Source organism: Cellulomonas sp. CW35, from assembly GCF_052378485.1.
Classification (GTDB): domain Bacteria; phylum Actinomycetota; class Actinomycetes; order Actinomycetales; family Cellulomonadaceae; genus Cellulomonas; species Cellulomonas uda.
This window is the reverse complement of record NZ_CP199000.1, coordinates 1,044,853-1,070,676: the sequence shown is the minus strand read 5'-3', so window position 1 is coordinate 1,070,676 and position 25,824 is coordinate 1,044,853. Positions and strand designations below refer to the sequence as shown.

At 73.4% G+C, this 25,824-nt stretch carries 21 protein-coding genes; 11 read left to right on the top strand and 10 right to left on the bottom strand.

Annotated features, from left to right (window positions below; translation table 11 throughout):
* The first annotated feature begins 66 nt into the window (after positions 1-66).
* Positions 67-744: a JAB domain-containing protein gene (locus tag ACT17Q_RS05060; protein ID WP_444665003.1), complete on the top strand. Its 678-nt coding sequence runs from the start codon at positions 67-69 to the stop codon at positions 742-744.
* Between the two features lie 17 nt (positions 745-761).
* Here ACT17Q_RS05060 and ACT17Q_RS05055 read toward each other — a convergent pair whose 3' ends face one another.
* The 8 genes from ACT17Q_RS05055 to ACT17Q_RS05020 form a co-directional block, all read right to left on the bottom strand.
* Positions 762-1,901: a restriction endonuclease subunit S gene (locus ACT17Q_RS05055; protein WP_444665002.1), complete on the bottom strand. Its 1,140-nt coding sequence runs from the start codon at positions 1,899-1,901 to the stop codon at positions 762-764.
* Positions 1,898-3,394 (bottom strand): N-6 DNA methylase, encoded by a 1,497-nt coding sequence (locus tag ACT17Q_RS05050; RefSeq protein ID WP_444665001.1) that lies wholly within the window; start codon positions 3,392-3,394, stop codon positions 1,898-1,900. The genes ACT17Q_RS05055 and ACT17Q_RS05050 overlap by 4 nt, the downstream gene beginning before the upstream one ends.
* Positions 3,391-4,260 carry a nucleotidyl transferase AbiEii/AbiGii toxin family protein gene (locus tag ACT17Q_RS05045; protein ID WP_444665000.1) on the bottom strand — a complete coding sequence of 290 codons (870 nt, stop codon included), beginning with the start codon at positions 4,258-4,260 and terminating at the stop codon, positions 3,391-3,393. The genes ACT17Q_RS05050 and ACT17Q_RS05045 overlap by 4 nt, the downstream gene beginning before the upstream one ends.
* Positions 4,257-4,844 carry a type IV toxin-antitoxin system AbiEi family antitoxin domain-containing protein gene (locus ACT17Q_RS05040; RefSeq protein ID WP_444664999.1) on the bottom strand — a complete coding sequence of 196 codons (588 nt, stop codon included), beginning with the start codon at positions 4,842-4,844 and terminating at the stop codon, positions 4,257-4,259. The genes ACT17Q_RS05045 and ACT17Q_RS05040 overlap by 4 nt, the downstream gene beginning before the upstream one ends.
* Positions 4,845-4,911: 67 nt before the next feature.
* Positions 4,912-7,368: an EcoAI/FtnUII family type I restriction enzme subunit R gene (gene hsdR, locus ACT17Q_RS05035; protein WP_444664998.1), complete on the bottom strand. Its 2,457-nt coding sequence runs from the start codon at positions 7,366-7,368 to the stop codon at positions 4,912-4,914.
* Between the two features lie 67 nt (positions 7,369-7,435).
* Positions 7,436-7,771, bottom strand: coding sequence for an STAS domain-containing protein (locus ACT17Q_RS05030; RefSeq protein WP_444664997.1), 336 nt, complete (start codon positions 7,769-7,771; stop codon positions 7,436-7,438).
* A 139-nt stretch (positions 7,772-7,910) separates the two neighbouring features.
* Positions 7,911-10,136, bottom strand: coding sequence for a SpoIIE family protein phosphatase (locus ACT17Q_RS05025; RefSeq protein ID WP_444664996.1), 2,226 nt, complete (start codon positions 10,134-10,136; stop codon positions 7,911-7,913).
* A gap of 191 nt (positions 10,137-10,327) precedes the next feature.
* Positions 10,328-11,248, bottom strand: coding sequence for a DUF2231 domain-containing protein (locus ACT17Q_RS05020; RefSeq protein ID WP_444664995.1), 921 nt, complete (start codon positions 11,246-11,248; stop codon positions 10,328-10,330).
* Between the two features lie 570 nt (positions 11,249-11,818).
* Between ACT17Q_RS05020 and ACT17Q_RS05015 the strand changes: the two genes are divergently transcribed.
* From ACT17Q_RS05015 to ACT17Q_RS04995, 5 genes are all read left to right on the top strand, one after another.
* Positions 11,819-12,682, top strand: coding sequence for an SDR family oxidoreductase (locus tag ACT17Q_RS05015; RefSeq protein WP_444664994.1), 864 nt, complete (start codon positions 11,819-11,821; stop codon positions 12,680-12,682).
* A gap of 68 nt (positions 12,683-12,750) precedes the next feature.
* Complete coding sequence (locus ACT17Q_RS05010) at positions 12,751-13,215, top strand: hypothetical protein (protein WP_444664993.1); 465 nt, start codon at positions 12,751-12,753, stop codon at positions 13,213-13,215.
* Positions 13,212-14,441, top strand: a complete 1,230-nt coding sequence (locus ACT17Q_RS05005) for an Nramp family divalent metal transporter (protein WP_444664992.1) — start codon at positions 13,212-13,214, stop codon at positions 14,439-14,441. Before ACT17Q_RS05010 ends, ACT17Q_RS05005 begins: the two co-directional genes overlap by 4 nt.
* On the top strand, positions 14,438-14,851 hold the full coding sequence (locus ACT17Q_RS05000; protein WP_444664991.1) for a hypothetical protein: 414 nt from the start codon (positions 14,438-14,440) through the stop codon (positions 14,849-14,851). Before ACT17Q_RS05005 ends, ACT17Q_RS05000 begins: the two co-directional genes overlap by 4 nt.
* Complete coding sequence (locus ACT17Q_RS04995) at positions 14,838-15,194, top strand: PRC-barrel domain-containing protein (RefSeq protein WP_444664990.1); 357 nt, start codon at positions 14,838-14,840, stop codon at positions 15,192-15,194. Before ACT17Q_RS05000 ends, ACT17Q_RS04995 begins: the two co-directional genes overlap by 14 nt.
* A gap of 4 nt (positions 15,195-15,198) precedes the next feature.
* Here the strand turns inward: ACT17Q_RS04995 and ACT17Q_RS04990 are convergent, their stop codons facing one another.
* The gene (locus ACT17Q_RS04990) at positions 15,199-17,775 is read right to left on the bottom strand and encodes an MMPL family transporter (RefSeq protein ID WP_444664989.1); all 2,577 of its coding nucleotides are present in this window, start codon (positions 17,773-17,775) and stop codon (positions 15,199-15,201) included.
* A gap of 166 nt (positions 17,776-17,941) precedes the next feature.
* Here ACT17Q_RS04990 and ACT17Q_RS04985 point away from each other — a divergent pair, with 166 nt between their 5' ends.
* From ACT17Q_RS04985 to ACT17Q_RS04970, 4 genes are all read left to right on the top strand, one after another.
* On the top strand, positions 17,942-18,658 hold the full coding sequence (locus ACT17Q_RS04985; RefSeq protein ID WP_444664988.1) for a TetR/AcrR family transcriptional regulator: 717 nt from the start codon (positions 17,942-17,944) through the stop codon (positions 18,656-18,658).
* A gap of 229 nt (positions 18,659-18,887) precedes the next feature.
* Positions 18,888-19,139, top strand: a complete 252-nt coding sequence (locus ACT17Q_RS04980) for a hypothetical protein (protein WP_444664987.1) — start codon at positions 18,888-18,890, stop codon at positions 19,137-19,139.
* Positions 19,140-19,196: 57 nt separating this feature from the next.
* Entirely contained in the window at positions 19,197-20,744 is a 1,548-nt protein-coding gene (locus ACT17Q_RS04975; protein ID WP_444664986.1) for a 3' terminal RNA ribose 2'-O-methyltransferase Hen1, read from the top strand.
* Positions 20,744-23,329: a polynucleotide kinase-phosphatase gene (locus ACT17Q_RS04970; RefSeq protein ID WP_444664985.1), complete on the top strand. Its 2,586-nt coding sequence runs from the start codon at positions 20,744-20,746 to the stop codon at positions 23,327-23,329. The genes ACT17Q_RS04975 and ACT17Q_RS04970 overlap by 1 nt, the downstream gene beginning before the upstream one ends.
* A gap of 34 nt (positions 23,330-23,363) precedes the next feature.
* Here ACT17Q_RS04970 and ACT17Q_RS04965 read toward each other — a convergent pair whose 3' ends face one another.
* On the bottom strand, positions 23,364-24,335 hold the full coding sequence (locus ACT17Q_RS04965) for a LacI family DNA-binding transcriptional regulator (RefSeq protein ID WP_444664984.1): 972 nt from the start codon (positions 24,333-24,335) through the stop codon (positions 23,364-23,366).
* A 200-nt stretch (positions 24,336-24,535) separates the two neighbouring features.
* Between ACT17Q_RS04965 and manD the strand changes: the two genes are divergently transcribed.
* A complete protein-coding gene (gene manD / locus ACT17Q_RS04960; protein WP_444664983.1) occupies positions 24,536-25,819 on the top strand; it encodes a D-mannonate dehydratase ManD in 1,284 nt (427 codons plus the stop codon).
* Positions 25,820-25,824 lie beyond the last annotated feature (5 nt).

The window sequence follows — 25,824 nt, the reverse complement described above, 5'->3', positions numbered from 1 at the left end:
CCCGCGGTTCGAGCGGCCTGTGGACGACGGCCCGCGCAGGGGCGCGTGACACGGCACAGTGCCCGGGTGACCGACGGACCTGCCCTTGGCGACCTCGCGCCGGACCAGCGACCGCGTGAGCGCCTCGCCACGCACGGCGCACGGGCGCTGACGGACGCGGAGCTGGTGGCCCTCGTGCTCGGGTCCGGGCTGCCGGGGACGAACGTGGTGGACCTGGCCACCCGGTTGCTCGTGGCCCACGGAGGACTGGCGGGCCTGGCGCGCGCGGACGCGACGACGCTCGCACGGGAGCCGGGGCTGGGGCCGGCGATGGCGAGTCGGCTGGTCGCCGCGCTGGCCCTGTCGTCAAGGGCGCACGAGGCCGAGGACACACGACCGCTCGTCGCGTCCAGCGGTGATGTCGCGCGGGTGACCGCACCGCAACTCGCGGGTGCACGACGTGAGCGCGTCGTGCTGGTGGTGTGCGGGCCACGGCACCGGGTGCTCGACGTCGTCGTGGTCGCCGACGGCACGGCGCACGGTGCGGCGTTCCCCGTGCGGGAGGTACTTGCCGAGGTGCTGCGCCGCGACGGAGTCGCGTTCGCACTCGCGCACAACCACCCGTCCGGCGACCCGACGCCCAGCGGCGCCGACCTCGCGACGACGGCGACTCTTCAGGACGCTGCACAGCGCGTCGGGCTGCGGCTGCTCGACCACGTGGTGGTCGCCGGGACGCAGTGGCGCTCGGTGACCGCGTCGGCATGACGCGGTCACCGAGCAGGTCACGACCCGAGGAGGTGGCGGAACTCCTCCTTCCGGGCAGCGGGGAGGAGAGAGTCAAGCAGATGCGCCCGTCGCTCCAGCAGATCGTCGGCCTGCCTAATGACTGCTAGCTGCTGTCCCAACCGGTGCTGCTGGTCAACGGAGGGTAGCCGCACAGGGAGGCTCTCCAGCGTCTCGGGAGCCAGCCTACGGCGATTCACGTTCGTCCCCACCGATAGACCGGCCACACGGTCGACGAAGGCGTCCCAGGCGACTAGGGAGCGGAGGAAGTCGGGGTCGAGGACATCCGTGTCAATCTGGTACGTAACGAACTCCGGTGACACCCAGCGCCCCTCGCAGTCCTGGGGTACGACAGCGAACGCTCCAGCCCATGCACCCAGCTTTGGGTAGACGAGGTCGCCCGGATGGAGCGGACGCAGATGTCGGTACTTGGTCTGCGATCCGAGGATCACGCCTGAATCGAAGACACCCTTTCCGGCGTTTCGGACGCCAGCCATGGAGTACTTCACGGACTCTTCCACCAGCGCCGCATCCTGACGCCTCCGAAGGCCGTCGCCAAGCGGCCTCTCGACCCCGGAACTGAGTGCCTCTGCCAAGATCGCATCCGCCGCTCTCGAGCACGAGGAGCCTGGCGAGACTCTGTGTCGCGCCCCCCCGATCAGGTCAAGGCGGGAGGCGATGGCGCGCTGGGTCGGGAGATCAGGGAGGGGGATCCTGGCCGCCTCGAAGACGTCCGGACTGAGCCTCCGCCTGCGAACGTTGGTTCCCTTCGACTCGCCACCGATGCCGTCGAGCAGCGCGGGCCATGCCATGAGGTGCGAAAGGAATCGAGGATCGATGCGCTGGACGTCCGGTTCGTAGAGCACGAACTCGGACGAGGCTACGTGCTGGTCGAGCTCCTCAGGGATCATCGCGAAAGCTCGCTCCCAGGCACCGAGCTTGAGGTAGACGAGATCCCCGGCACGCGCACGGTAGAGGACCTTGTACTTCGTGTCGGCACCGAGAAGGTCGCCCGCATCGAACGCACCCCGGAAGTTGTTTCGCACACCGAAGGTCGAGTAGCGCTCGTCGGGCTCGACCATGACGGTCTCCAGCCGCCGACGCAATACCGACTCGATCGGCACCCACTGCACGGTCACCTCGCCACCTCGTCCCGCAGTCCGCGCAGCAGGTCGAGGATCTGCTCCTCGACGCTCACCAGCTCGTCGAGGATCTCCGCGACGGGCCGGTTCTCGGTCTGGTCGCCCTGGTGCGGGTTGCGCAGGTCCAGGTCGTAGCCGCGCTCGACGACCTGCGCGAGCGGCACCCGCCAGGCGTGCTCGTTCTCCACACGGTCCTTGCGGCGCTCGGGTCCGGCGCCCGGCTCGCCCCACCACGCGGCGAGGTCGGCGAACTCCTCGTGCCGCAGCGGCTTGGTCTTGGTGTACTTCTTGCGCCCCTCGGGCGTCGGCAGCTCGTAGAACCACACGTCGCCGGTCGGGCGCCCCGCCTCGAAGAAGAGCAGGTTCGACGGGATCGCGGTGTACGGCTCGAACACGCCGTTGGGCAGCCGCACCACGGTGTGCAGGTCGAAGCCGTCGAGGAGCTTCTTCTTGATCGTCGCTCCGACGCCGGTGGCGAACAGCGTGCTGTTCGGCACCACCACCGCCGCCCGTCCGCGTCGCTGCTCGATGCGGGCCATCACCGCCTGGAGGAACAGCCATGACGTCTCGGACGTCCGCAACCCCGCGGGGAAGCCCTGGGCGACGGACGTCTCCTCCTCGCCGCCGAACGGCGGGTTGGTGAGCACCACGTCCACACCGTCGGCCCGCTGCTCGGCGAGCGACGCCACGAGCGCGTTGCCCCGCACCACGGCAGGCTCGTACACGTCGTGCAGGAGCAGGTTCATCTGGCACAGCAGGAAGGGCTGCGGCTTCTTCTCGAAGCCCCGCAGCCGCCCGCGTGTCCGCTCCCGGTCAGCGGCCGTCCTCACCTTCTCCTTCACGTGCTCGTGCGCCTCGACCAGGAAGCCGCCAGTGCCCGTCGCGGGGTCCATGACCGTCTCACCGACCTGCGGGTCGAGCATGTCCACCATGAACCGCACCACCGGGCGCGGGGTGTAGAACTCACCGGCGTCGCCCGCGGAGTCGCGCATCTCCTTGAGCATCGACTCGTAGACGTGGGCCATGGTGTGCACGTCGTCGGAGGAGTTGAAGTTGACCCGGTCGACCTCTTCGATGAGCTCGGACAGCAGGTAGCCCGAGACCATCCGGTTGGTCACGTCGGCGAACACCTGGGCGACCACGTCCCGCTCCGCCGCACGGCTCCCGCCGCCGGCGACGCGGGCGAGGTGCGGGATGAGATTGCTGTTGACGAACGTGATCAGCGCCTCGCCCGTGCGGGGAGTCTCGGCACGCGGCCCAGCCCAGTCCCGCCACCGGTACGGGTGCTGCAGCACCGGAACGTAGTCGTCCTCGAGAAGCTCGCCACGCTTCTCGCGGTCGTCGAGCGACTTGAGGAACAGGAGCCACGAGAGCTGCGGGATGCGGTCCGCGTCCCCGTTGAGCCCAGGGTCCTTCCGCATGACGTTGCGGGCCTTCTTGATGACCGCCGTCAGCTCGGCGCGGGTGGTCGTGGGTCGGACGGCGTTCACTGCTGCTCCTCGGTGGGGGTGGCGCTCCCGAGCGCTCGCGCGTAGAGATCTCGGGTCAGGGTGATGGCGGTGGTGACGTCAGTTGCGGACACGCTGTACGGCGCCACGAGGTCGGCGTAGTCGGCCCGCCAGGCGGCCGGCGGCTCGGGCAGGTGTGGCGGTGGTAGGGCGCCGTCCCGCGCACGGAACACGGCACGCAGGCGCCGCGCGAGGCGCTCCACGTCGACGAGACCCGCGTCGGCCACGAGGACCACGTCCACGAGGTCCTTCACGCGTGTCGAAGGGCGGGGGTGCGCATCGATCGCACTGAGCGCGTGCAGCTTCTCTGCCAGGTGCTGGGAGACATCGACCGGCAGGACCGACACCGCGGGCCACCCGGGCTCGGCGACCACCGGAGGCAGGATGACCCGCTCCACACCACCGTCGACCTCCTCCGGCCGTGCGACGACGTCGACCCGGACGTGCGCGAAGTCCCGGCCGGCCAGCAGGGCCGTGACCGACACGTGCGCTCCGGGACCACCGAGCGCATCGTCGTCCCGCAGGTGGGAGCGGGCGCCCGAGACGCGGAAGACGAATCCGTCGCCGTCGATGTCGCCGTCCAGTGCCTCGGCCAGCCGTGCCGCCAGGTCCTCCGCCGGCTCGGCCAGCGCCAGGTCCAGGTCTTTGGTCGCCCGCGCCCTGGCCCCGAGGCGGGCCTCGAGGAGGTAGCCGCCTTTGACGACCCACGTCTCGTCGAGCCGCCGCAGCATCCGCTGGAAGGTGAGGTGCCGGCGCAGGCGGTTCACGTCCTGCCCACGCTCCCGGGCGAGGAGCTGCAAGCGCGCGTCCAGGCTGGCGCGCAGCGCGGCTGGTGTGCGCGTGGTCACCGGGAGGCCGCCTGCAGTGCCCGCTCGATCCGCAGCGCTGCCCGGTCGCCCATCTCGTCCGACCTGCTGCGCAGCGAGCGGGCCGCGACCACTCCTCGGTCGAGCGCTTCGGCGACGACCTCGTCCACCGCCTCCTGATGGGCGGTCGCAGCGACGTCGAGCAGAGTGCGCAGCGGGGTGGTCACGCGGAAGCCGGGCCGCGACTCGACATCCGCGTCCGGGAGTACGGCGGTGTGCGTGCGGACCGCGGGGGTCCGGGCGCGGAATCCGGGAGGCACGGTCATCTCCACGACGCCGGGGTCCAACACACCGAGCCCGTGTACGGCCAGCGCGCTGGTGTGCGAGACCACACCGAGCCGGCGGCTCCAGAGGGTCCAGAGCACGAGCACGTCGTCGACCGCTGCCGGCCAGTCGCGCAGCCGGAAGATTCCGCGTTCGACGCGTAGCCAGTTGCCCGCGTCGACGTGGTACTTCTGCGCCTGGTGGCTGAAGCCGACGTCGACTGCCTGCGCTGCGGAGAAGTAGCCGGCCTGACGAAAGGCGATGGCGTGGAGTGACTGCAGAGCATCGCGTCGCTGGGTCACGCGAGGAGCCTAGACCATCGTGCGCTACAAGTCTCCTTGAGTTTTGCGCTCTTCACTGGCGCATACATCAAGAAGAAGACGAGTCTTCGTACAGCCATCGCTGGAGGTCCGAGAGCCACTCCCGCAGGTCCTCGCGACCGCCGAACGCCTCGACCAGCTCGACGACGGTTGCCCGGTCGGTCAGCGGCGGCACCTGGAGCGCGGCGGGCGTGATCTCGCTCGGGCCTCGCTCCGCGTACCTCTCGAGGAGGACCTCGATCACGTCCCGTGCCACGGCGGCGAGCTGCTCGATCCGCTCCCCGTGAGCCGCCCGGACCCGGTCTGCGCGCTCCCGACGCGTCCGCGGCGCGAGGTCCCACGCGACCGTCACGAGTACGTCGAACGGGTCCGCGTCCTCAAGACGCGCCTGTGCCGCCAGCACCTCCAGGTCGACCCCGACGTACCCCAGCCGCTCGAGCAGCTCGCTGCGACGCACCGGATCCACCCATGCCTCACGCAGCTCAGAGGCTGTCGGGAAGATCGACCGGACGGCCTCGCGCACGTGGTCGCGGTACTCCAGCGTCTCCAGGCGGCCCGACTGCGGGTTCACCATCCGCAGTCGCTCCCCGAGCAGCTCGACCCGCTCGCCCTCGATGGTGAGGATGCGCACGGGCGGCGACCCCCCGCCCGTCACGTCCGTCCCCAGGTCCCCGCCGCCGTCGACCTGGAACCCATGCTCCGGCTCCCCGACCTCGACCACGGCGTCGCCGGAGTCCCCGTCCGTCAGTGGATCGGCCCCCTCGTCCTCCACCACCACGTGGCCATCGAGCGTGACACGCTCGGTCCGCGGCGCCGGGAGCGGCCCGTCGAACTCCGGGTCGTCGAAGCCGGCGGATGCCCCCGTGAAATCCACGACCTCGAAGTACTGCTTGCCCTTCGGCGGGTACAGCCGGGTCCCTCGGCCGACGATCTGCTTGAACTCCACCATCGAGCCGACAGTCCGGCACAGCACGACGAACCTCAGGTCCTCCATGTCCACGCCCGTGCTCAACAATCGCATGGTCGTGGCCACACGCGGCGACTCACGTGTGGGATCCGTCATCGCCTCCAGGAGCCGCGCCCGGTCCGGCTCGGCCCCGACGATGCGCACAGCCCAGTCCGGATCGCGGCGCGTCGCGTCCGGGTCGGCGTTGAGCAGCGCTCTCTTCATCTCCGCCGCGTGCTGACCACTCACACAGAACACGACAGCGCGTGCGCCCGGGTTCTCGTGCAGCAGACCCACCAGACGTCGTGCCATCGCATCGGTCCGGTCCGGGAAGGAGACGCGCCGCTCGAAGTCGCGCGTGCCGTACACCCCAGCCGGTACCGGCCGACCATGGGCATCGATCTGCCCGTCCTGCGCCTCCCACCCGAACGCGTCGATGTCGAGCACCACACGCCGCACCCGGTAGGGCGCGAGATAGCCGTCGTCGATCCCCTGTTTGAGCGCGTACTCGTAGACCGGTTCCCCGAAGTACTCGTACGTGTCGATGTTGGCGTCCCGCTTCGGGGTCGCGGTCAGGCCCACCTGCACGGCGGCGTCGAAGTGCTCGAGGATCGAGCGCCACCGGGACCCGGCCGCCGCACTGCCGCGATGACACTCGTCGACGACGACGAGCGAGAAGAAGTCGCGAGGCAGCGCCTCGTACACGCTCGTCGGTACCTCCTCCGCGTCCTCGTCGCCCGCGGCATCACCGTCGAGGCCCTGGTAGGTGGCGAAGTACAGGTCGCGGCTTCGCGTGGTCGCGTTCTTGGTGAGCCGGACCATCGCCTGCTGACCGAACGCCTCGGCGAAATGCCTCATCGGGTCGGTCACGAGGACGTCCCGGTCCGCCAGGTACAGGACCCGGTAGGCGCGGCCGTCGTCCAGTCGCCGGGCCGCCTCACGTAGCTTGTGGACGAGCTGCAGGGCTGTGAACGTCTTGCCTGTGCCCGTCGCCATGAGCAGCAGGAGCCGCGTGCGTCCGCTGTCGATCGCTTCGACGGCGCGCTGGATCGCGACCCGCTGGTAGTAGCGCGGCTCCTGGACGTCCCGACCGCCGTGTGTCCGCAGCGACCGGTCGAACCGGACGCGCGTCGTCACCACCCCACGCTCGCCCAGACCGCGCCCGTCGACGAACGCCTGCCACAGTTCGCCCGGCGAGGCGAATCCTGCGACGGCGGTCTCGGTGCCGGCGTTGCGGTCGTGCAGCAGGATCTCGTCGCCGTTCGTCGCGTACGCGAACGGCACGTCCAGGCGCCGGGCGTAGTCGATCGCCTGGCCCATCCCGTCCGCCGCCGCTGCGTGACGACGCTTGGCCTCGACGACCGCGACCGGCACGCCTTCGACCTCCAGCACGTAGTCCGCGACGCGGAGGACTCCTCGCGCTGCGCGCACGGCGTGCTCCGACTCGGGGTTCTGCATCGCGTACTGCTCGACGACGTCGTCGAGCGACCACCCAGCCGACCGCAGCGCGGGCAGGACGAACTCTCGGCACGTCTGCTTCTCCGGAGGACCCCCGCTCACACGCGCGACAGTACCCAGACAGACCGACACTCCGGCGTAAGCCGGCATCGCGACGGCGCGCCCGTCGTCAACCCAGGTCGACGAGCCGGTCGACTCCCGTGATCTCGAGCACCGCGAGCGGCGCTCCCGACGCACCCCGCAGCCGCAGCCGGTCCGGGCGCAGGTACGGCGCGATCCCGACGACGAGACCCAGCACGGCGGAGTCGATGAACGTCGCCTCGGACAGGTCGATCTCCCGCACGCCCTTGCTCGCGAGCACCCGGCCCACCCCGGCCTGGTCCACCCCGAGCCGGACGCAGAACCCGTCCACCGTCGAGAAGTCCACGTCACCCGAGACCCGCAGGATCGGGGGCACGCCCGGCTCCAGGTCGATCCGACCCGGCAGTCGATGTCGCACGGTCATGGCGTCCTCCGCGGTCCCCCGCGTCGGGCGGGGACGTACCAAGCCACACCGTCACATGCCGCGGCGCCGCGCGCATCCGGACCGAGCTCAGGTGCAGCGGTCAGGCGCCGAGGTGAGGAGCGGCAGCCAGGCGCCGAGGTCAGGCGCCGAGCGGGCGGAGCTGGACCGCGAGGACCGCGATGTCGTCGTCCGGCGGTCCGGCCGTCATGCGGCCCAGGAGGTCGTCCACCAGTCGCTCGAGGTCGAGCGCACCCGTGGGCCCCGACATGCGCGCGAGCGGCACGAGCCGCGTGACCTCGTCGACCAGCCGCGCGAGCCCCCGGCGCAGGTGCTCGCCCCGGCGCTCCACGAGCCCGTCGGTGTACAGCAGCAGCGTGCAGCCGCGGGGCACGGTCGTGGTCCGGTCGGTGCGCGTGGTGCCCGGGTCGAGGCCCAGGACCAGCTCGGGACGTCCCGGCTCGAGCAGGCTCACCGAGCCGTCGGGGAGCACGAGCAGCGGCGGCAGGTGGCCCGCGTTGGTCCACCGCATGGTCGTCAGGTCGTCGTCGTCGGCCGGCTCGAACCGAGCGACGACCGCGGTCGCCATCGCGTCGACGCGCAGCGCGGCACTCGCCGACTCCAGCGCCGCGAGCACCTGCGCGGGCGTGCCGCTCGTGGTGTGCGCGACGCCGCGCAGGAGCGTGCGCAGCTGGCTCATGGCCGCCGCCGCGGGGGTGTCGTGGCCCATGACGTCGCCGATAGCGACGACCGTGTGCCCGGACGGCTGCACGAACGCGTCGTACCAGTCGCCGCCGACCTGAGCGGCCTCCGCCGCCGCGACGTACCGCACGACGACGTCGAGGTCCTCGCTCTGCGCGGGCGCGGACAGCAGCGACCGCTGCAGCGCGACCGCGATCTCCCGCTGACGCTCGTACAGGCGCGCGTTCTCCAGCGCGAGCCCCGCACGGTCCGCGAGCTGCACCAGCAGCGCGAGGTCCTCGGTGCCGAGGTCGGGCGAGCCCTCGTCGAGGAAGATCGTGATCGCACCCACCGTCCGCCCGCGCGAGCGCATCGGGACGGCGTAGGCCGTGCGCGGGGCCAGCTCGCGCAGGACGTCCCGCGCACCGCCGGACAGCACGCGGACGATCGAGCTGGTCGCGTCCGGCACGACGACGGGCTCACCGGTGCGCAGCGTGCGGAACAGGTACGCGTCCGGTGCGAGCGAGTCGATGCGCAGCGACGCGTACCGGGCGACCGTCGCGCGGCGCGTCGGGTCCTCGTGCCACGCCGCGATGTCCCGCAGGTGGCGCTGGTCCTCGGACATCGTGACGAGGCACCACGACCCGAACGTCGGGACCAGGTGCCGCGCGAGGCGGCGGACCGCCTCCTCCGTCTCGAGCGTCGAGCTCAGGTGGTCACCCACCTCGGCGAGCAGCGCGAGGCGGCGCGTCGACGCCTGCTCGAGCTCACGCGCTGCGCGCGCCTCGTCCTGCGCCGCGCGCCGCTCGGTGACGTCGTCGAAGTACACCGACAGCCCGTCCGGTCCCGGCCACGCACGGACCTCGTACCAGTGCCCGCGCTGGAGCTCGGAGCCGACCTCGAAGATCCGCGGCTTCCCGTCGCGCACCGCTGCCCGGTAGCTCTCCTCGACCTGCGTGCCGACGACGAACGGGTACAGCTCCCACAGCACCCCGCCCTCGAGCTCGTCGCGCGGACGGCCGAGCAGGCGCTCGCCCGAGGAGTTCACGTACCGGAACCGCCACTCGTCGTCGAGGATGAGGAACGCGCCCGGCATCGTCTCGAGCACGCGGTCCATGCGCGCCTCGGCGTCCCGCTCGCTCGTCGTGTCGTACGCGGCGCCCAGGAGCCGCGCCGCTCGACCGTCCGGGCCCGCGAGCGCGAGACCGCGCGCCTTGACCCAGCGCACCGTCCCGTCGCCGCGCAGCACGCGGTACTCGGCCTCGTAGGCCCCGCACGTCGCGACGGCCCCCTCGACGGCCTCGGCGACGCGCGCGCGGTCGTCCGGCTCGACGAGCGCGTAGAACGCGTCGATCGTCCCGGCGAACTGCGCGCGGTCCACCCCGAAGATCGTCAGGAGCTGGTCGTCCCACGCGAGCCGGCCCGTGCGCAGGTCCCAGTCGAAGCTGCCGACCCCACCCGCGGTGACGGCGAGCTGCCAGCTCAGCCGGTCGGCCTCGTACCGCGCGGCGAGGTCGGCGAGCACCGCGTCCGTGCCGTCGTCCGCGTGGGCCTCCCGGTCCGGGCGCGTGCCCGAGCCTGACGCACGCTCGCGCCACGCCGGACGGCGGGCCAGCAGGTGGTCCACGCCGTCGTCGGGCAGGTCTGCGCGGATCCCGGCGAGCTCAGGGTCGAGCCATTCCGTCATCCGCTGCCTCTCGACGTGCTCCGTCGCGGGCAGGATACGGCTGACCGCCCGCCTGAGCGAGGGCGTCGCAGGCCACCTCGCATGCCGCCCCGATACGGGCCGCGCTCACGACGGTACGTGCGCGGACGCGTCCACGGCAAGCGAACGCGGGTCCTCTCACCGCTGGAGGACCCCGGTGGGCACCCGCCCGATCAGGCCTGGGTGAGCTCGAAGAACGGCGGCGCGTCGGTCAGCCGTGCCGGGCGGACGAACGCGAGACCGCCGCGGTCGAACGCGTCGAACCACTCCTGCCACGTCGCGGGGACCGCGCCGTGGCCGCTCGGCCCGCTCGGGAAGATCACCGCCGGCACGGGCGGCTCACCGCGCCCGAGCGGCGGGACGAGCGCGGGCCTTCCACCCTGCGCCTCGACCCAGGTGCGGATCTCCGCGTGGTCCGTGGTGCTGCGCTTCGACTCGTCGACGGCCACCGGGTCGAACAGGTCCGCCGTGGCCTCGTGCGACGCCGTGCGGCTCACGCCGGTCGCGACCCGGTCCACCTCGCGCGCGACCGGGTCCTGGCGGGGCACACCGCGCACCAGCGCGAGGTGGCCGCCGAGGTAGCCGCCGACGCCCAGGACCGCACCACCCGCGAGGCCCGCGAGCACGCCCGCCGCCCGGTGCCCGCGGCGGCGCAGCACCCACGACGTCGAGTAGCAGGCCAGCGCGGCGAGGTTCGCGACGCCGTGCACGACGCCGACGCGCCGCACCGCCGGGTCGTTCCGTTCGCTCGTGCCCCAGTCGGCCAAGCCGGTCAGCGCCGTCGGCGTCGCAGCGAGGACGCCGAGCCCGACCAGCCGGTCCGCGGCGCGGCGCCCCGCGACGGGTGCGAGCAGGTCGAGCGTGCTCGCGGAGAGCCACAGCCCGATCGGCACGTCGGTGAGCGGCGGGTGCGCGGGGTGACCGGCGGGCACGCCGCGCAGCACGTCGGACAGTGCGCGCGGCCGCAGCACCGCACGTGCGGCCGCCCGGACCACCGTCGCGGGCCGGTCGAGCGCCGCGGACTCCTCGAGCCGCGCCACGGCGCCGCGCACCGTCCTCCCCGAGCGCTGCAGCACCTCGTCCACGCCACCCATGGGCTCCTCCTCGCCGTCGGTCCGTGCCCATCCTGCGGTGCGCGACCGGTACCCGCACGTGCAGGGAGGCGGCGGTGCGCGGCCCGTGCGGGGCGCTCGACATGCGGGGCCGGCCGGGGCGGCCTATGGTCGACGTGCCGACCGGCCGAGGTGCGATGCCCCGACCGGCCGTTGCCGGGTCCGGGCACGCGTCGAGGCGTGCGGGGGCAGGACATCAAGGGGTGAGCGAGCATGTGCGACGTCCGCGCGGCCGACACCTAGGGCCGTGACGCCTAGGGCCGACACCTAGGACCAGCACCAGGCCGCGACCCGTCGCGGCGACCTGAGACCCGCGTCGCGAGCGTGAGGCGAGAGCCCCGCCCAGACGCCACGGACGCCCTGTGCGGGCGAGCGCGGCGGCCGCGAGCGGGTCTCTTCCTGTCTCTTCGGGTCTCTTCGGGTCTCTGCCCGTCTCTGGGCCGGTTCCCCGCGGGACGTCTCCCACCAGGTCGACGACCGTTCGAGGTGCCGGTCCGCAGGACCTCTGCCTAGCGTGGCGAGGACCCACCGACGACCTCGAGGGAGCGCACCATGAGCGACGAGAACGCCGTCCGACCCGCCCAGCAGCAGGAGCCCCCCGGCCTCACGGCGCCTATGGTGCCGCAGCCCGACCACGGTGAGCACAGCTACACCGGCCACGGTCTGCTCACCGGCCGGCGCGCGCTCGTCACCGGCGGCGACTCCGGCATCGGGCGTGCCGTGGCGATCGCGTTCGCACGCGAGGGCGCGGACGTGGCGATCAGCTACCTGCCCGAGGAGGACGAGGACGCGCAGGAGACCGCGCGCTGGGTGCGCGAGGCGGGCCGGACGTGCGTGCTCGTGCCGGGCGACCTGCGCGACGAGCAGACCGCGCGCGGTGCCGTCCGGACCGCCGTCGACGGTCTCGGCGGCCTCGACCTGCTGGTCAACAACGCCGGCTTCCAGATGGCGCGCCGCGACTCGCTCGCCGACGTCACGACCGACGACCTGGACCGGGTCATGAAGACCAACCTCTACGCGCTGTTCTGGGTCACGCAGGAGGCGCTCGAGCACCTCGGTGAGGGGTCCTCGATCGTCAACTGCACGTCGATCCAGGCGTACCAGCCGTCGCAGTCGCTGGTCGACTACGCCTCCACCAAGGCGGCGATCAACAACATCACCGTGAACCTCGCGGCCGAGCTCGGTGAGCGCGGCATCCGGGTCAACGCGGTCGCACCCGGTCCCATCTGGACGCCGCTGCAGCCCGCGACGCAGCCGCCCGAGAAGGTCGAGGTGTTCGGCCAGGACACCCCGCTCGGCCGTGCGGGCGAGCCCGCCGAGGTCGCGCACGCGTTCGTGTTCCTCGCCTCGTCGACGACCGGCTCGTACGTGTCGGGGACGGTGCTGGGCGTCACGGGCGGCAAGCCGGTCTTCTGACCCGTCGCCCCGGACCCGCGCGGCGCCTCGCCGTGCGGGTCGCGCCGCGCGGGTCCACGATCACCGACATGACCAGCCGACTCACCCCCGGGCGGGCCGCGGCCGCGGGGGCGTGCCTCCTCCTGCTGGGCGGGTGCGCGTACGGCCCGTCGTCCGCCGACGGGTCGGCGCAGGTCACCCTGACGGCCGCACTCGACGAGGCGTCGTCGGGCGTCGAGGTCGGCGTCCTCGTCGTCGACCTCGTCGTCCGTGACCGCACGACGACGCCCGTCGCGGACGGCACCCTGCGCGACGCGATCGCCGAGGTCGGGTCGGCGAGCAGCGCGCTCGCCGACGCGCTGCCGCCGCTCGAGCGGCAGGACACCCGCGCGCGGGCGCTGGACGCGGTCGCGTCCGCGACGACCGCGCTCGCCGCGGCACGCGCGTGGGTCAACGACCTGTCCGCGGGCTCCGCGCACGACGTGACGGCCGCGCTCACCGAGGCGGGCGACGCGATCGACGCCGTGACGGCCGACCTGGAGGCGGCTTCGTGAAGAAGTTCTTCGCGGTCGCGCTCGGCATCCTCACGGCCATCGGCGGCTTCGTCGACATCGGCGACCTGGTCACCAACGCGGTCGTCGGTGCGCGGTTCGGGCTGTCGCTCGTGTGGGTCGTGCTCGTCGGGGTCGTCGGGATCTGCCTGTTCGCGCAGATGTCGGGGCGCGTCGCCGCGGTGAGCGGACGCGCGACGTTCGAGATCATCCGCGAACGCCTCGGCCCGCGGGTGGGCGGCGCGAACCTCGTCGCGTCCTTCCTCGTCACCCTGCTCACGCTCACCGCGGAGATCGGGGGCATCGCGCTCGCGCTCGAGCTCGCGAGCAGCGTCGAACGGCGACTGTGGATCCCGTTCGCGGGGCTGGCCGTGTGGCTCGTGCTGTGGCGCGTGAAGTTCTCGGTCCTGGAGAACGTCGCGGGGCTGCTGGGCCTCACGCTCGTCGCGTTCGCGGTGGCGCTGTTCCAGCTCGGCCCCGACTGGGGCGAGCTCGTCGAGCAGGCGACGCGCCCGCAGGTCCCCGCGAGCGAGCCGGTCCCCACGTACTGGTACTACGCGGTCGCGCTGTTCGGCGCCGCGATGACGCCCTACGAGGTGTTCTTCTTCTCGTCGGGCGCGCGCGAGGAGCGCTGGACGGTGAAGGACCTGTCCGTCTCGCGTGCGAACGTGCTCATCGGGTTCCCGCTGGGCGGGCTGCTGTCCGTCGCGATCGCCGGGTGCGCGGCGGTCGTCCTGCTCCCCCGCGGCATCGAGGTCTCGACGCTGTCTCAGATCACGCTGCCCGTCGCGCTCGCCGGCGGCAAGCTGCTGCTCGCGCTCGTGATCCTCGGGATCGTGGCGGCCACGTTCGGCGCCGCGCTCGAGACCGCGCTGTCGACCGGGTACACGCTCGCGCAGTTCTTCGGGTGGTCGTGGGGCAAGTACCACCGGCCCGCGCAGGCCGCCCGGTTCCACACCGCGATGGCCGTCGCCGTGCTCGTCGGCACGCTCGTGCTCCTGACGAACGTCGACCCGGTCGCCGTCACCGAGTACTCGGTGGTCTTCTCGGCGGTCGCGCTGCCGCTGACGTACCTGCCGATCCTCGTCGTCGCGAACGACCGCGAGTACATGGGCGACCACGTCAACGGACGGGCGACGAACGCGCTCGGCCTGGTCTACCTGGTCGTCATCCTCGCCGCGTCGCTCGCGGCGATCCCCCTCATGATCGCGACGGGAGCCGGCGGATGAGCCCACGCCTGCGGCGCCACGAGCGCCCCTTCCCGCCCGACGAGCGGCTGCCCGACCCTCCGCGTCCCGCCGGGCTGGTCCTCGACGCCCGCCTGCACCTGCTGGACCGCCAGGTCGACGACGTGGCCGGTGACCCGGTGGCGACCGTCGACGACGTCGAGCTGGCCGAGCGGGACGGGCTCGTGGTCGTCACCGACCTGCTGTCCGGTCCCGTGCTCGCGACCCGGATCTTCGGCGGCCGCCCGCCGCGCAGCCGCTGGCACCGCATCGCGTGGCGGCACGTCACGGACGTGGGGGTCGTCGTCCGCCTGGGCGTGCACGGTGAGGAGCTCGACGTGCTGTGGGTGGAGCGATGGCTGCGCGAGCACGTGATCGGACGCATCCCGGGGGGTCGCCATGCTCCTGAGTGACCTGCTGGACGCACGCGTCGTCGACGACCGCGGACGTCCCCTGGGCTTCGTCGTCGACGTACGACTGGTGCTCGACGGGCCGCTCGACGGCGCGCTCGCCGCGCCACGCCTGCACGGCCTGCTCGTCTCGCCACGCACGGGCACGTCGTTCCTCGGCTACGAGCGGTCCGACGCGCGCGCGCCCGCGGTGCTCGCCGGCTGGCTGCGCCGGCGGCACCGCGGGACGTTCCTGGTGCTGTGGGAGGACGTCGCCGGGCACGGCGGCGACGACGACCGTCCGGTGGAGCTGCGCGCGGGCTACCGCCGCTGGGCGCCGACGCTCCCGCCGCGCACCGGCGGCTGACGGGTCAGCGCCCGCTCGTCGGCTCGCTCGTCGGCCCGCTCGTCGGCTCGGTGGTCGGCTCGGTGGGCGCGCCGCCAGGAACGCCCGGGTGACGACGCTCGAGCTTGGCGCCCTCGACGTCCACGTCGGGCATCACGCGGTCGATCCAGCTCGGCAGCCACCACGCCTTGTCCCCGGCGAGGTGCAGCACCGCGGGCATGATCAGCATGCGCACGACGAACGCGTCGAGCAGCACGCCGAACGCGAGCGCGAACCCGAGCGGCCGGACGAACGACAGGTGGGAGAACACGAACCCGCCGAACACGGAGATCATGATGATCGCCGCGGCCGTCACGACGGCCCGGCCCGCGTGCAGGCCCTCCATGACCGCGCGCCGCGCGGGAACCCCGTGCGCGTACGCCTCGCGCATGCCCGAGGTGAGGAACAGCTGGTAGTCCATCGCGAGGCCGAACAGGATGCCGACCAGCAGGGTGGGCAGGAAGCTCAGCACCGGGCCCGGGTTGGACACGCCGAACAGGTCCGCCGCCCAGCCCCACTGGTAGACGGCGGTGACGCCGCCCATCGCGGCGAACAGCGACAGCACGAACCCGCCGGTCGCGACGACCGGGACGAGGAACGAGCGGAACACCGCGACGAGGATGAAGATCGACAGCCCGATGACCACCGCGAGGTACACGGGCAGCGCGTCGGCGAGCTTCTCGGAGATGTCGATGTTCGCGCTCGCGCTCCCGGCGACCTGGAACGTGCCGGTGCCGCCGTCCACCTCGAGCGCCCGCAGCGTGTGCACGAGCTCCTCGGTGGACTCGCTGTCCGGCCCCTGCGCAGGGACCACCTGGAAGACCAGGACCGTGCGCGCCTCGTTGGTGCCGACCGGCGCGACGGCGACCACGTCGTCGTCGGCCATGAGCTGCGCGCCCAGGCGCGCCTGGACGGACGTGAGGTCGTCCTGCGTGACCGCCTCGGGCAGGTCGGCGACGACGACGAGCGGGCCGTTGACGCCCGCGCCGAACGCGTCGGAGACCGCGGCGTACGCCTGGTACTGCGTCGACTCCGTGGGCTCGTTCGCGCCGGTCGGCAGGCCCAGGCGCATGGACAGCGCCGGCAGGGCCACGACGACGAGCACGCCCACCCCCGCGACGATCGACAGCCACGCCCGGCCGTTGGGCATGGGCTGCGCGACCTCGTGCGCGTCCGGCCGGACCTCGTCGCGGTGCTTCGCGGGCAGGATCCGGCGGCCGAGCAGCCCCAGCATCGCGGGCGTGAGCGTGACCGCGACGAGCACCGCGACGAGGATGCTCGCGGCCGCCACGGTGCCCATGAGGCCCAGGAAGTCGATGCCCGTGAGGTTGAGGCCCAGCAGCGCGATCAGCACCGTGGTGCCGGCGAACACGACCGCGTTGCCCGACGTGCCGTTCGCCAGTCCGATCGACTCGCGCACGTCCATCCCGAGCCGCAGCTGTCGCCGGTGCCTGTTGAGGATGAACAGCGTGTAGTCGATGCCGACCGCGAGGCCGAGCATCGCGCCCAGGACGGGCGTCACCGAGGTCATCTCGACCACGCCGGAGAACGCCATCGCCCCCGCGGCGGCGACGCCCACGCCCACGAGCGCGTTGAGCAGCGGCAGGCCCGCGGCGACGAGCGTGCCGAGCATGACGACGAGCACGATGCCCGCGACGAGCACGCCGATGGCCTCGGCGGCGCCGCCGAGCTGGATCGAGCCCTGCGCGATCTCGGTCGAGAAGTCCGCGGTGACGCCGTCGGGCACGCCGGCCGTCACGGTGTCGACCACGGCCTGCTTGGTCTCGTCCGGGACCTCGTGCTGGGGCAGGGCGAACACGACCGTGCCGACCGCGGTCGAGCCGTCGCTCGAGACGAGGCGGATCTCGGACGCCATGTCGAGCAGCGCCTTCGCGTCGGTGAGCTGCGGCGCGCGGGCCTCGAGCTCCGCGCGCCCCGCGTCGAGCTCGGCCTGCTTGTCGTCGAGCGCCTTCTGCTGGGCGTCGAGCTGGGCGCGCTGCGCGTCCAGCTCGGCCTGCGCGGCCTGCGTCTGGGCGTTGTCGCCGACCTGCGCGACCGTCGCGTCGAGCTCGGCCTGTGCGCTCTCGAGCTGTGCGCGTCCCGCGTCGAGCTGCGCCTGGCCGTCGGCGAGCTGCTGCTGGCCCGCGTCGAGCTCCGCCTTGCCGGCGGTGAGCTGCTGCTCCCCCTCGCTGACCTGCCGGGCCTGCTCGGCGCGCTGCGCCTCGGTGGCGAACGGGTCGGCGACCTGCACGACGCCGTCGACGTCGGCGACCTTCGCGAGCTCGGCGCTGATGGCCTGCTGCTGCTCGTCGGTCAGGGCCGAGCCGTCGTCGGTGCTCCACACGACGCGCCCGGTCCCGCCGCTCGCGGACGGCAGCTCGCGCGCGAGCCGGTCGGTGACCTCGGCGGTCGGGGTGCCCGGGATCGAGATGGCCTCCGTCAGCGTGCCGCCGAACGTGAGGAACGCGCCGACCGCGAGCGCGAGGGCCGTGGCCCACGCGCCGACGACGAGCCAGGCGCGACGCGCCGCGAACATACCGATCCGGTAGAGCAGCTCAGCCATGAGGGGGGTGTCCTCCCGCCGGCGCCGCCGGCTGGTCGTCGCGTGCGGCGGGTGCGCCGGCACGTCATTCCAGATCCGCATCGTAGGCACACAAGTTGATTCGGGTCATCCGCTTGCCCGGTGTGAAGTTGATCTCACGTATCCGCTTGCGGGTTACCCTGAGCGGATGGACAGGACTCCGGCGCGGACCCCGACCCCCGCGCACGGCACGGCGCACGGCACGGCGCACCCGGCGCCGCTGCGCCGGGACGCGGAGCGCAACCGCGAGCGGATCATCCGCGCCGCGTGCGAGCTGTACGCCGAGCACGGCCTCGGCGTCGGCTTCAACGAGGTCGCGCACCGCGCGGGCGTCGGCGTCGGCACCGTGTACCGCCGGTTCGCCGACCGCCGCGAGCTCCTCGAAGCCGCCCTCGCCGCGCCGCTCCACGAGCTCTACGCGGTGGCGCGCGAGGCCGCCGCGACGCCACGCGCATGGGACGGGCTCGTGCTGCTCGTCGGCCGCGTGACCGACCTGCTGGTCGACAACATCGGCCTGCGCGACGCCGCCCTGGGCGGGTACGAGGACCTCGTCCCCGAGGTCACGGGCGGCATCGAGGAGCTCACGCGCGACCTGTTCCGCCGGGCACGCGAGCAGGGCGACCTGCGCGACGGAGCCACGGAGCAGGACGTGGTCGTCGTCCTCTGGATGGTCACCGAACTCGCCAAGCACGCCGTCGACACCCGCCCCGACGCCTACCGCCGCTACACCACCGCCCTGCTCGACGGACTGCGCGCCTCACCGGGCCGTCCCCCGCTGCCCGACCCGCTCCTCGAGCAGGATGTCGCCGCGATCTCCCGCCGCTGGGCCGACTCGTCGGCCCGCTCCCGCGCCCGCCCCGCCTGACGGCCGCACGCGCCACCTCCACGAGGCATCGGGTCCCGGCTGCCGCGCACCACGCCCGGCCCGACCCGGCGGCCAGGTAAGCCAGGTGAGCGCCGTCGAAATCACCCGCGCTCGCGTTGCACGTGACTCGCCGACCACCATCGGCCGAGACCACAGCTCCGACCGGGCCGTCCCCGCGACGAGCCCCGCCAAGACCAGGACCAGGACCAGGACCAGGACCAGCACCACCGTGACGCCTCGTCGCACGGCGATCCAGCGGTACGCCGACAAGGTCGACAAGGGCGGCAAGGTCGAAGGCACGGTCAGCCGGCTGACCCTGCCGAGTGGCGAGCGCATCGACGACCACTCGGGCACGACCCGCGTTGCTGGACGGCCTACGGGTGAGGGGCGGCGCCGGGTGCCGGACGCACTGCCCGAGGCGGAGGTCGCGGAGATCTCGCGACTCCGGGCGGACGCCTCGGCCCGTTCCCGGACCGCCTGAGGCCGCGCCGGGGAAACCGACCGACGGGCGGGGTCGCGACCTGCGAGGATGCCCCGCGTGCTGCTGACCCTGACGACCACCCGGTCGGACGACGCCACACCGGCGTCCGACCTCGGCTACCTGCTGCACAAGCACCCCGCGCGCGTGCAGACGTTCGACAGCGGCACCGTGCACGTGCTCTACCCGGAGGCGGACGACGAGCGCTGCACGGTCGCCGTGCTGCTCGAGGTCGACCCCGTCGCGCTCGTGCGCGGCACCGGCAGGCGCGAGCCGTTCGTCCTCGCGCAGTACGTCAACGACCGGCCGTACACCGCGTCGTCGCAGCTCGTCGTCGCGATGGGACGCGTGTTCCGTTCGGCACTCACGGGCCGCTGCGACGCCCGCCCCGACCTCGTCGACCGGCGCTGGCCGCTCGAGGTGCACGTACCTGTCGTCGGCTGCACGGGCGGGCCCGAGGCCGCGCAGCGACTGCTCGCGCCCCTCGGCTGGGAGGTCGAGGCGACGCCGCTGCCGCTCGACCCGCAGGTGCCCGCCTGGGGCGACTCGCGGTATGTGGACCTGCGGTTGCGGGGCACGCACCGTGTCGCCGACGCGCTCAGCCACCTGTACGTCCTGCTGCCCGCGCTCGACGGGACCAAGCACTACTGGGTCGACGAGGGTGAGGTCGACAAGCTCCTGCGCGCGGGTGGCGACTGGCTCGCGGTGCACCCGGCCCGCGACGAGATCGCGCGCCGCTACCTGGCGCGCAGCCGGGCGCTCGCGACCTTCGCGCTGGACCGCCTTGCCGAGGTCGAGGGCGTCGCGCCGTTCGAGGCCACGGACGACGACGCGGCGTCCCCCTCCGGAGGGGCGGCGGCGCCCGAGCCTTCGGCGGACGTGCCGCTCGTGCGCCAGCGGCACGAGGCCGTGCTCGCCGCGCTGCGGGCGTCCGACGCGCGCACCGTCGTCGACCTCGGTTGCGGCGAGGGCGCCTTCGTCGGGCGGCTGCTCGACGAGGGGTATGCGCGCGTCGTCGGCACCGACGTGTCGGTGCGTGCGCTGACCACCGCCGCACGCCGCCTGCACCTCGACACGATGCCGGAGCGCGTGCGCGCCCGGGTCGATCTCGTGCAGTCGTCGGTCACGTACACCGATGCGCGCATCGCCGGGTTCGACGCGGCGGTGCTCATGGAGGTCGTCGAGCACCTCGACCCGCCGCGCCTCGCGGCCATGGAGCGTGTGGTGCTCGGCGTCGCTCGCCCGCGCACGCTCGTCGTGACCACGCCGAACGCCGAGCACAACGTGCGCTACCTGGCACTCGCCGCGGGCGGGGTGCGCCACGACGACCACCGGTTCGAGTGGACGCGCGCGCAGTTCCGCGCATGGGCGCAGCGGTCGGCGGGCGCGCACGGGTACACGGTGTCGTTCGCACCCGTGGGTCCGGACGACCCGGACGTCGGGCCACCGACGCAGCTCGCGGTGTTCCGCCGCCAGGCCCAGCCGACCACCGGCGCAGGGCCGGAGGTCAGGAGTGACGGCACGACGAGCGACCCGACGACCCGCGCGACGAACGACGCGACGACCAGGACGACGAGCAACCCGACGAGCACGGAAGGAGACCGGTGATGGCCACACTCGACCTCCCCGCGCTCTCGCTCGTCGTGCTCGTCGGCGCCTCGGGCTCCGGCAAGTCGACCTTCGCCGCCCGGCTGTTCGGTCCGTTCGAGACGCTCTCGTCGGACTGGTGCCGCGGTGTCGTCTCGAACGACCCCGAGGACCAGTCCGCGACGGACGCCGCGTTCGACCTGCTGCACCACGCGGCAGGCCTGCGCCTGGCCGCGGGCCTGCTCACGGTCGTCGAGCACGCGCGCCGCGAGCTCGTCGCGCTCGCCCGCGAGCATGACGTGCTCCCCGTCGCGATCGTGCTCGACCCTCCGCAGGAGGTGTGCGTCGCACGCAACGCGGCCCGCACCGACCGGTCCGTCCCGTCGCGCGTCGTCACACGTCAGCGCGACCAGCTCCGCCGGTCGCTGCGCGGGCTGGGCCGCGAGGGCTTCCGCACCGTGCACGTCCTGCACGGGGTCGAGGAGATCGACGCCGCGACGATCGAGCGCCGCCCCCTGCGCAGCGACCGCCGCGACGAGGCCGGGCCGTTCGACGTGATCGGCGACGTGCACGGCTGCCGCGGCGAGCTCGAGACGCTCCTGGGGCGCCTCGGCTACGTGATCGTCCGCGACGACGCGGGGCGGCCGGTGGACGCCCGGCACCCCGAGGGTCGGCGTGCGCTGTTCGTCGGCGACCTGGTCGACCGCGGCCCGGACTCCGCCGGCGTCCTGCGGCTCGTCATGGGCATGGTCGGCGCAGGCCACGCGCTCGCCGTCCCGGGCAACCACGAGGCCAAGCTCGTCCGCGCGCTCGACGGCCGCCCCGTGCAGACCGCGCACGGGCTGGCGGGAACGCTCGCGCAGCTCGCCGCCGAGCCGGAGGAGTTCCGCCGGGAGGTGCGGGACTTCTGCGACGGGCTCGTCGCGCACCTCGTCCTCGACGAGGGCCGGCTCGTGGTCGCGCACGCCGGGCTCAAGGAGGAGTACCACAACCGGGCGTCGGGCCGGGTGCGCGCGTTCGCCCTGTACGGCGACACCACCGGGGAGAGCGACGAGGACGGCCTGCCGGTGCGCCTGCCGTGGGCCGACGACTACCGCGGCAAGGCGATGGTGCTGTACGGCCACACTCCGTCGGCGGACGCCGTGTGGGTCAACAACACGATGTGCCTCGACACCGGTTGCGTGTTCGGCGGGCGGCTCAGCGCTCTGCGCTACCCGGAGAAGGAGGTCGTGCAGGTCTCGGCCGAGCAGGTGTGGTGCGAGCCGCCGCGGCCGTTCCTCGTGTCCGGCCCCGCGGCGTCCGCGACGCGCGACCCGGACGTGCTCGACGTGACCGACGTGCTCGGCAAGCGCGTCGTCGAGACGACGCTCGCGGGTCGTGTGACCGTCGCGGAGGAGAACGCCGCGGGTGCGCTCGAGGTGATGAGCCGGTTCGCCACCGACCCACGCCACCTGCTGTACCTGCCGCCGACGATGTCGCCGTGCGCCACCGCGCCCGAGGGGGCCGACCTGCTGGAGCACCCGGCACAGGCGTTCGCGCAGTACGCGTCCGACGGCGTGGACCGCGTGGTCTGCGAGGAGAAGCACATGGGCTCGCGTGCCGTGGTGCTCGTGTGCCGGACGCGCGAGGTCGCCGCCGCACGCTTCGCCCTGCCGGCGGGCAGCACCGGCGTGGTCCACACCCGCACCGGCCGCCCGTTCTTCGACGACGCGCGCACCGAGGAGCTGCTCGCGGTCGTCCGGGACGCCGCCGACGCGGCGGACGTGTGGGCGTCCGTGGGCGCGTCGCTGCCCGGCGACGGCACTGGAGCACCCGTGGACTGGCTGCTGCTCGACGCCGAGCTGCTCCCCTGGTCGCTCAAGGCCGGCGACCTGCTGCGCGAGCAGTACGCGGCGGTGGGCGCCGCGGCGCGCGCGTCCACCCGCGCGACGCTCGACACCCTGACCACCGCCGCCGCGCGCGGGCTCGACGTGGGCGACCTGCTGGAGAGCACGGCGCGGCGCGCGGCCGACGCCGACGCGTTCACCGCCGCGTACCGCCCGTACGTCTGGGCAACCGACGGGCTGCGCGGCGTGCGGCTCGCACCGTTCCAGCTCCTGGCGGCGGGTCGATCGTCCGGCGGTGCGACGTTCGAGCAGCGCGACCACCTGTGGCACCTCGGGGTCGCAGACGCGCTCGTCGCCGCCGACCCCCACGACGTGCTGCTCACGACCCGCCGCCTCGTGGTCGACCCCGCGGACCCCGCCTCCGTCGAGGCCGGCACGCGGTGGTGGACCGACCTCACGGCGGCCGGCGGCGAGGGGATGGTCGTCAAGCCGCTCGCCAACCTCGTGCGCGGCCCGCGCGGCACCGTCCAGCCGGGCATCAAGGTCCGCGGCCGCGAGTACCTGCGGATCATCTACGGCCCGGAGTACACGACGCGCGCGAACCTGGAGCGCCTGCGCTCGCGCAACCTGGGCCGCAAGCGTGCCCTTGCGCTACGTGAGTACGCGCTCGGGATCGAGGCACTGCACCGCGTCGTCGCGGACGAGCCGCTCTGGCGCGTCCACGAGGCGGTCTTCGCGGTCCTCGCGCTCGAGTCCGAACCGGTCGACCCTCGCCTCTGAGGCGCCGACGCCCGCGTCGGCCCGGCCAGGACGGTCAGGACGGCGCGGGGCCGGAGGACTCGCGGACGACGAGGTGCGTGGGCAGCTCGACGGGCGCGCCGGCACGGGGGTGCACCGGGTCGAGGGACGCGAGCAGGAGCTCGGCGGCGTGGTGACCCGCCTTCTCGAGCGGGGCGCGGACGGTGGTGAGCGAGGGGCGCACGAGGTCCGCGCCGAACACGTCGTCGCAGCCGACGACGCTCATCTCGTCGGGGACGCGCACGCCACGGTGCTCGAGCCGTTCGAGCATGCCGAACGCGAGCAGGTCGTTGAACGCCAGCACACCGGTCGCGCCGGACTGCACGACGGCGTCGGCGGCGGCGGGGCCGGCCTCGCGCTGCGGGGCGTAGGGCCCCAGGGCGGTCAGCTCGACGCGGAGCCGCCGCGCCGCCTCCGCGAGCGCGGTGCGGCGCCGCCCGTCGGACCACGAGGTGCGCGGCCCGCCCGCGTACGCGACGCGCCGGTGCCCGAGCGAGGCGAGGTGCTCGAGCGCCTGGACGGCGCCGCTGGGGGTGTCGATGACGACGCTCGGGCTGGTCAGCGCCGGGAAGGTGCGGTTGAGCGTGACGAGCGGGATGTCGCCGGACCAGCGCACGAGGCTGTCGTCGTCGAGGCGCGAGGCGGCGAGGATGACGCCGTCGACCGAGCGGCGCAGCGAGCGCAGGGCGCGTTCCTCGGCCTCGACCGACTCCTCGGTGTCGACGAGCACGTGCGCGTAGCCGCCCTCGCGCAGCCGTGACTGCGTGCCACGGATGACGCCGAAGAAGAACGGGTTGGTGATGTCGGGGACGACGAGCGCCACGGTCCAGGTCCGCCCGGAGCTGAGCGCGCGGCCGGCCGCGGACGCGGAGTAGCCGAGCTCGCGCGCGGCGTCGAGGACGCGCTGCGCGGTCGCCTCGCTCACGCGGCCGGGCTTGGTGAGCGCGCGCGAGGCGGTCGACACGGCCACGCCGCTGCGCTCCGCCACGTCGCGGAGCGTCGCTGCTCGTTCTGCCACCTCGTGGGCCTCCGGACGACGGGGACGGGGTCTGCCGCGGATCATCCTCGCAGCCGCGCGGCCTCTCGGGCAACTGTGCGCAAACGGTTGCCAAAGGGTGAAACGGCTGGCTATGGTCGCGGGGTCACGACACGTGCGGCACCGGCGCCGCCGACCGAGGAGACCCCGACGTGAGCACCACCCCGCTCGCCGAGCCCATCGCCTTCCCCGAGCCCGCCGAGCGCGACGTCATCGCCCGCGCCGAGGTGCTGGTCACCAGCCCCGACCGCAACTTCGTCACGCTGCGCGTCACGACGGCCGACGGCGTCGTCGGCCTCGGCGACGCGACGCTCAACGGCCGCGAGCTCGCCGTCGCCAGCTACCTCGGCGACCACGTGGTCCCCCTGCTGGTCGGGCGCGACGCGCAGCGCATCGAGGACACGTGGCAGTTCCTGTACCGCTCGGCGTACTGGCGTCGCGGGCCCGTGACGATGGCCGCGATCGCGGCGGTCGACACCGCGCTGTGGGACATCAAGGCGCGTCGCGCCGGCATGCCGCTGTACCAGCTGCTCGGCGGCGCGAGCCGCGCAGGCCTGCTCGCGTACGGGCACGCGTCAGGCCGTGACGTGCCCGCGCTGCTCGACTCGGTGCGCCGCCACCTCGACGAGGGGTTCCGCGCGATCCGCGTGCAGACGTCCGTGCCGGGCGTGCGCACGGTCTACGGCGTCGCGAGCCAGCCCACCACCACCGGCACGCGCTACGACTACGAACCCGCGCAGCGCGCGGTCGTGCCCGCCGAGGAGGACTGGGACACACGCGCCTACCTGCGCCACATCCCGGGCGTGTTCGAGGCGGTGCGCGGCGAGTTCGGCCCCGCCCTGCCGCTGCTGCACGACGGGCACCACCGCATGCGCCCCGTCGAGGCGGCTCGGCTCGGCAAGGCCCTCGAGCCCTACGACCTGTTCTGGCTCGAGGACTGCACGCCCGCCGAGAACCAGGAGGCGCTGCGCCTGGTGCGGCAGCACACCACCACGCCGCTCGCGATCGGCGAGGTGTTCAACACCGCGTGGGACTACCAGACGCTCCTGCGCGAGCAGCTCATCGACTACGTGCGCGGGTCCGTGACGCACACAGGCGGCGTCACCGCGCTGCGCAAGGTCGCCGACCAGGCCGCGACGTACCAGGTCCGCACGGGCTTCCACGGGCCCACGGACATCTCCCCCGTCGGCATGGCCGCGGCCCTGCACCTCGGCCTGGCGATCCACAACTTCGGCATCCAGGAGCTCATGCCGCACTCCCCGCGCACGCGCGAGGTGTTCCGCACGTCGTACACGTTCACGGGTGGCTACCTGCACCCGGGCGACGAGCCGGGCCTCGGGGTCGGGTACGACGACGAGGCGGCCGCGGCGCACCCGTACGAGCCCGCCTACCTGCCGTTCACGCGCCTGCACGACGGCACCATCCACGACTGGTGAGGCCG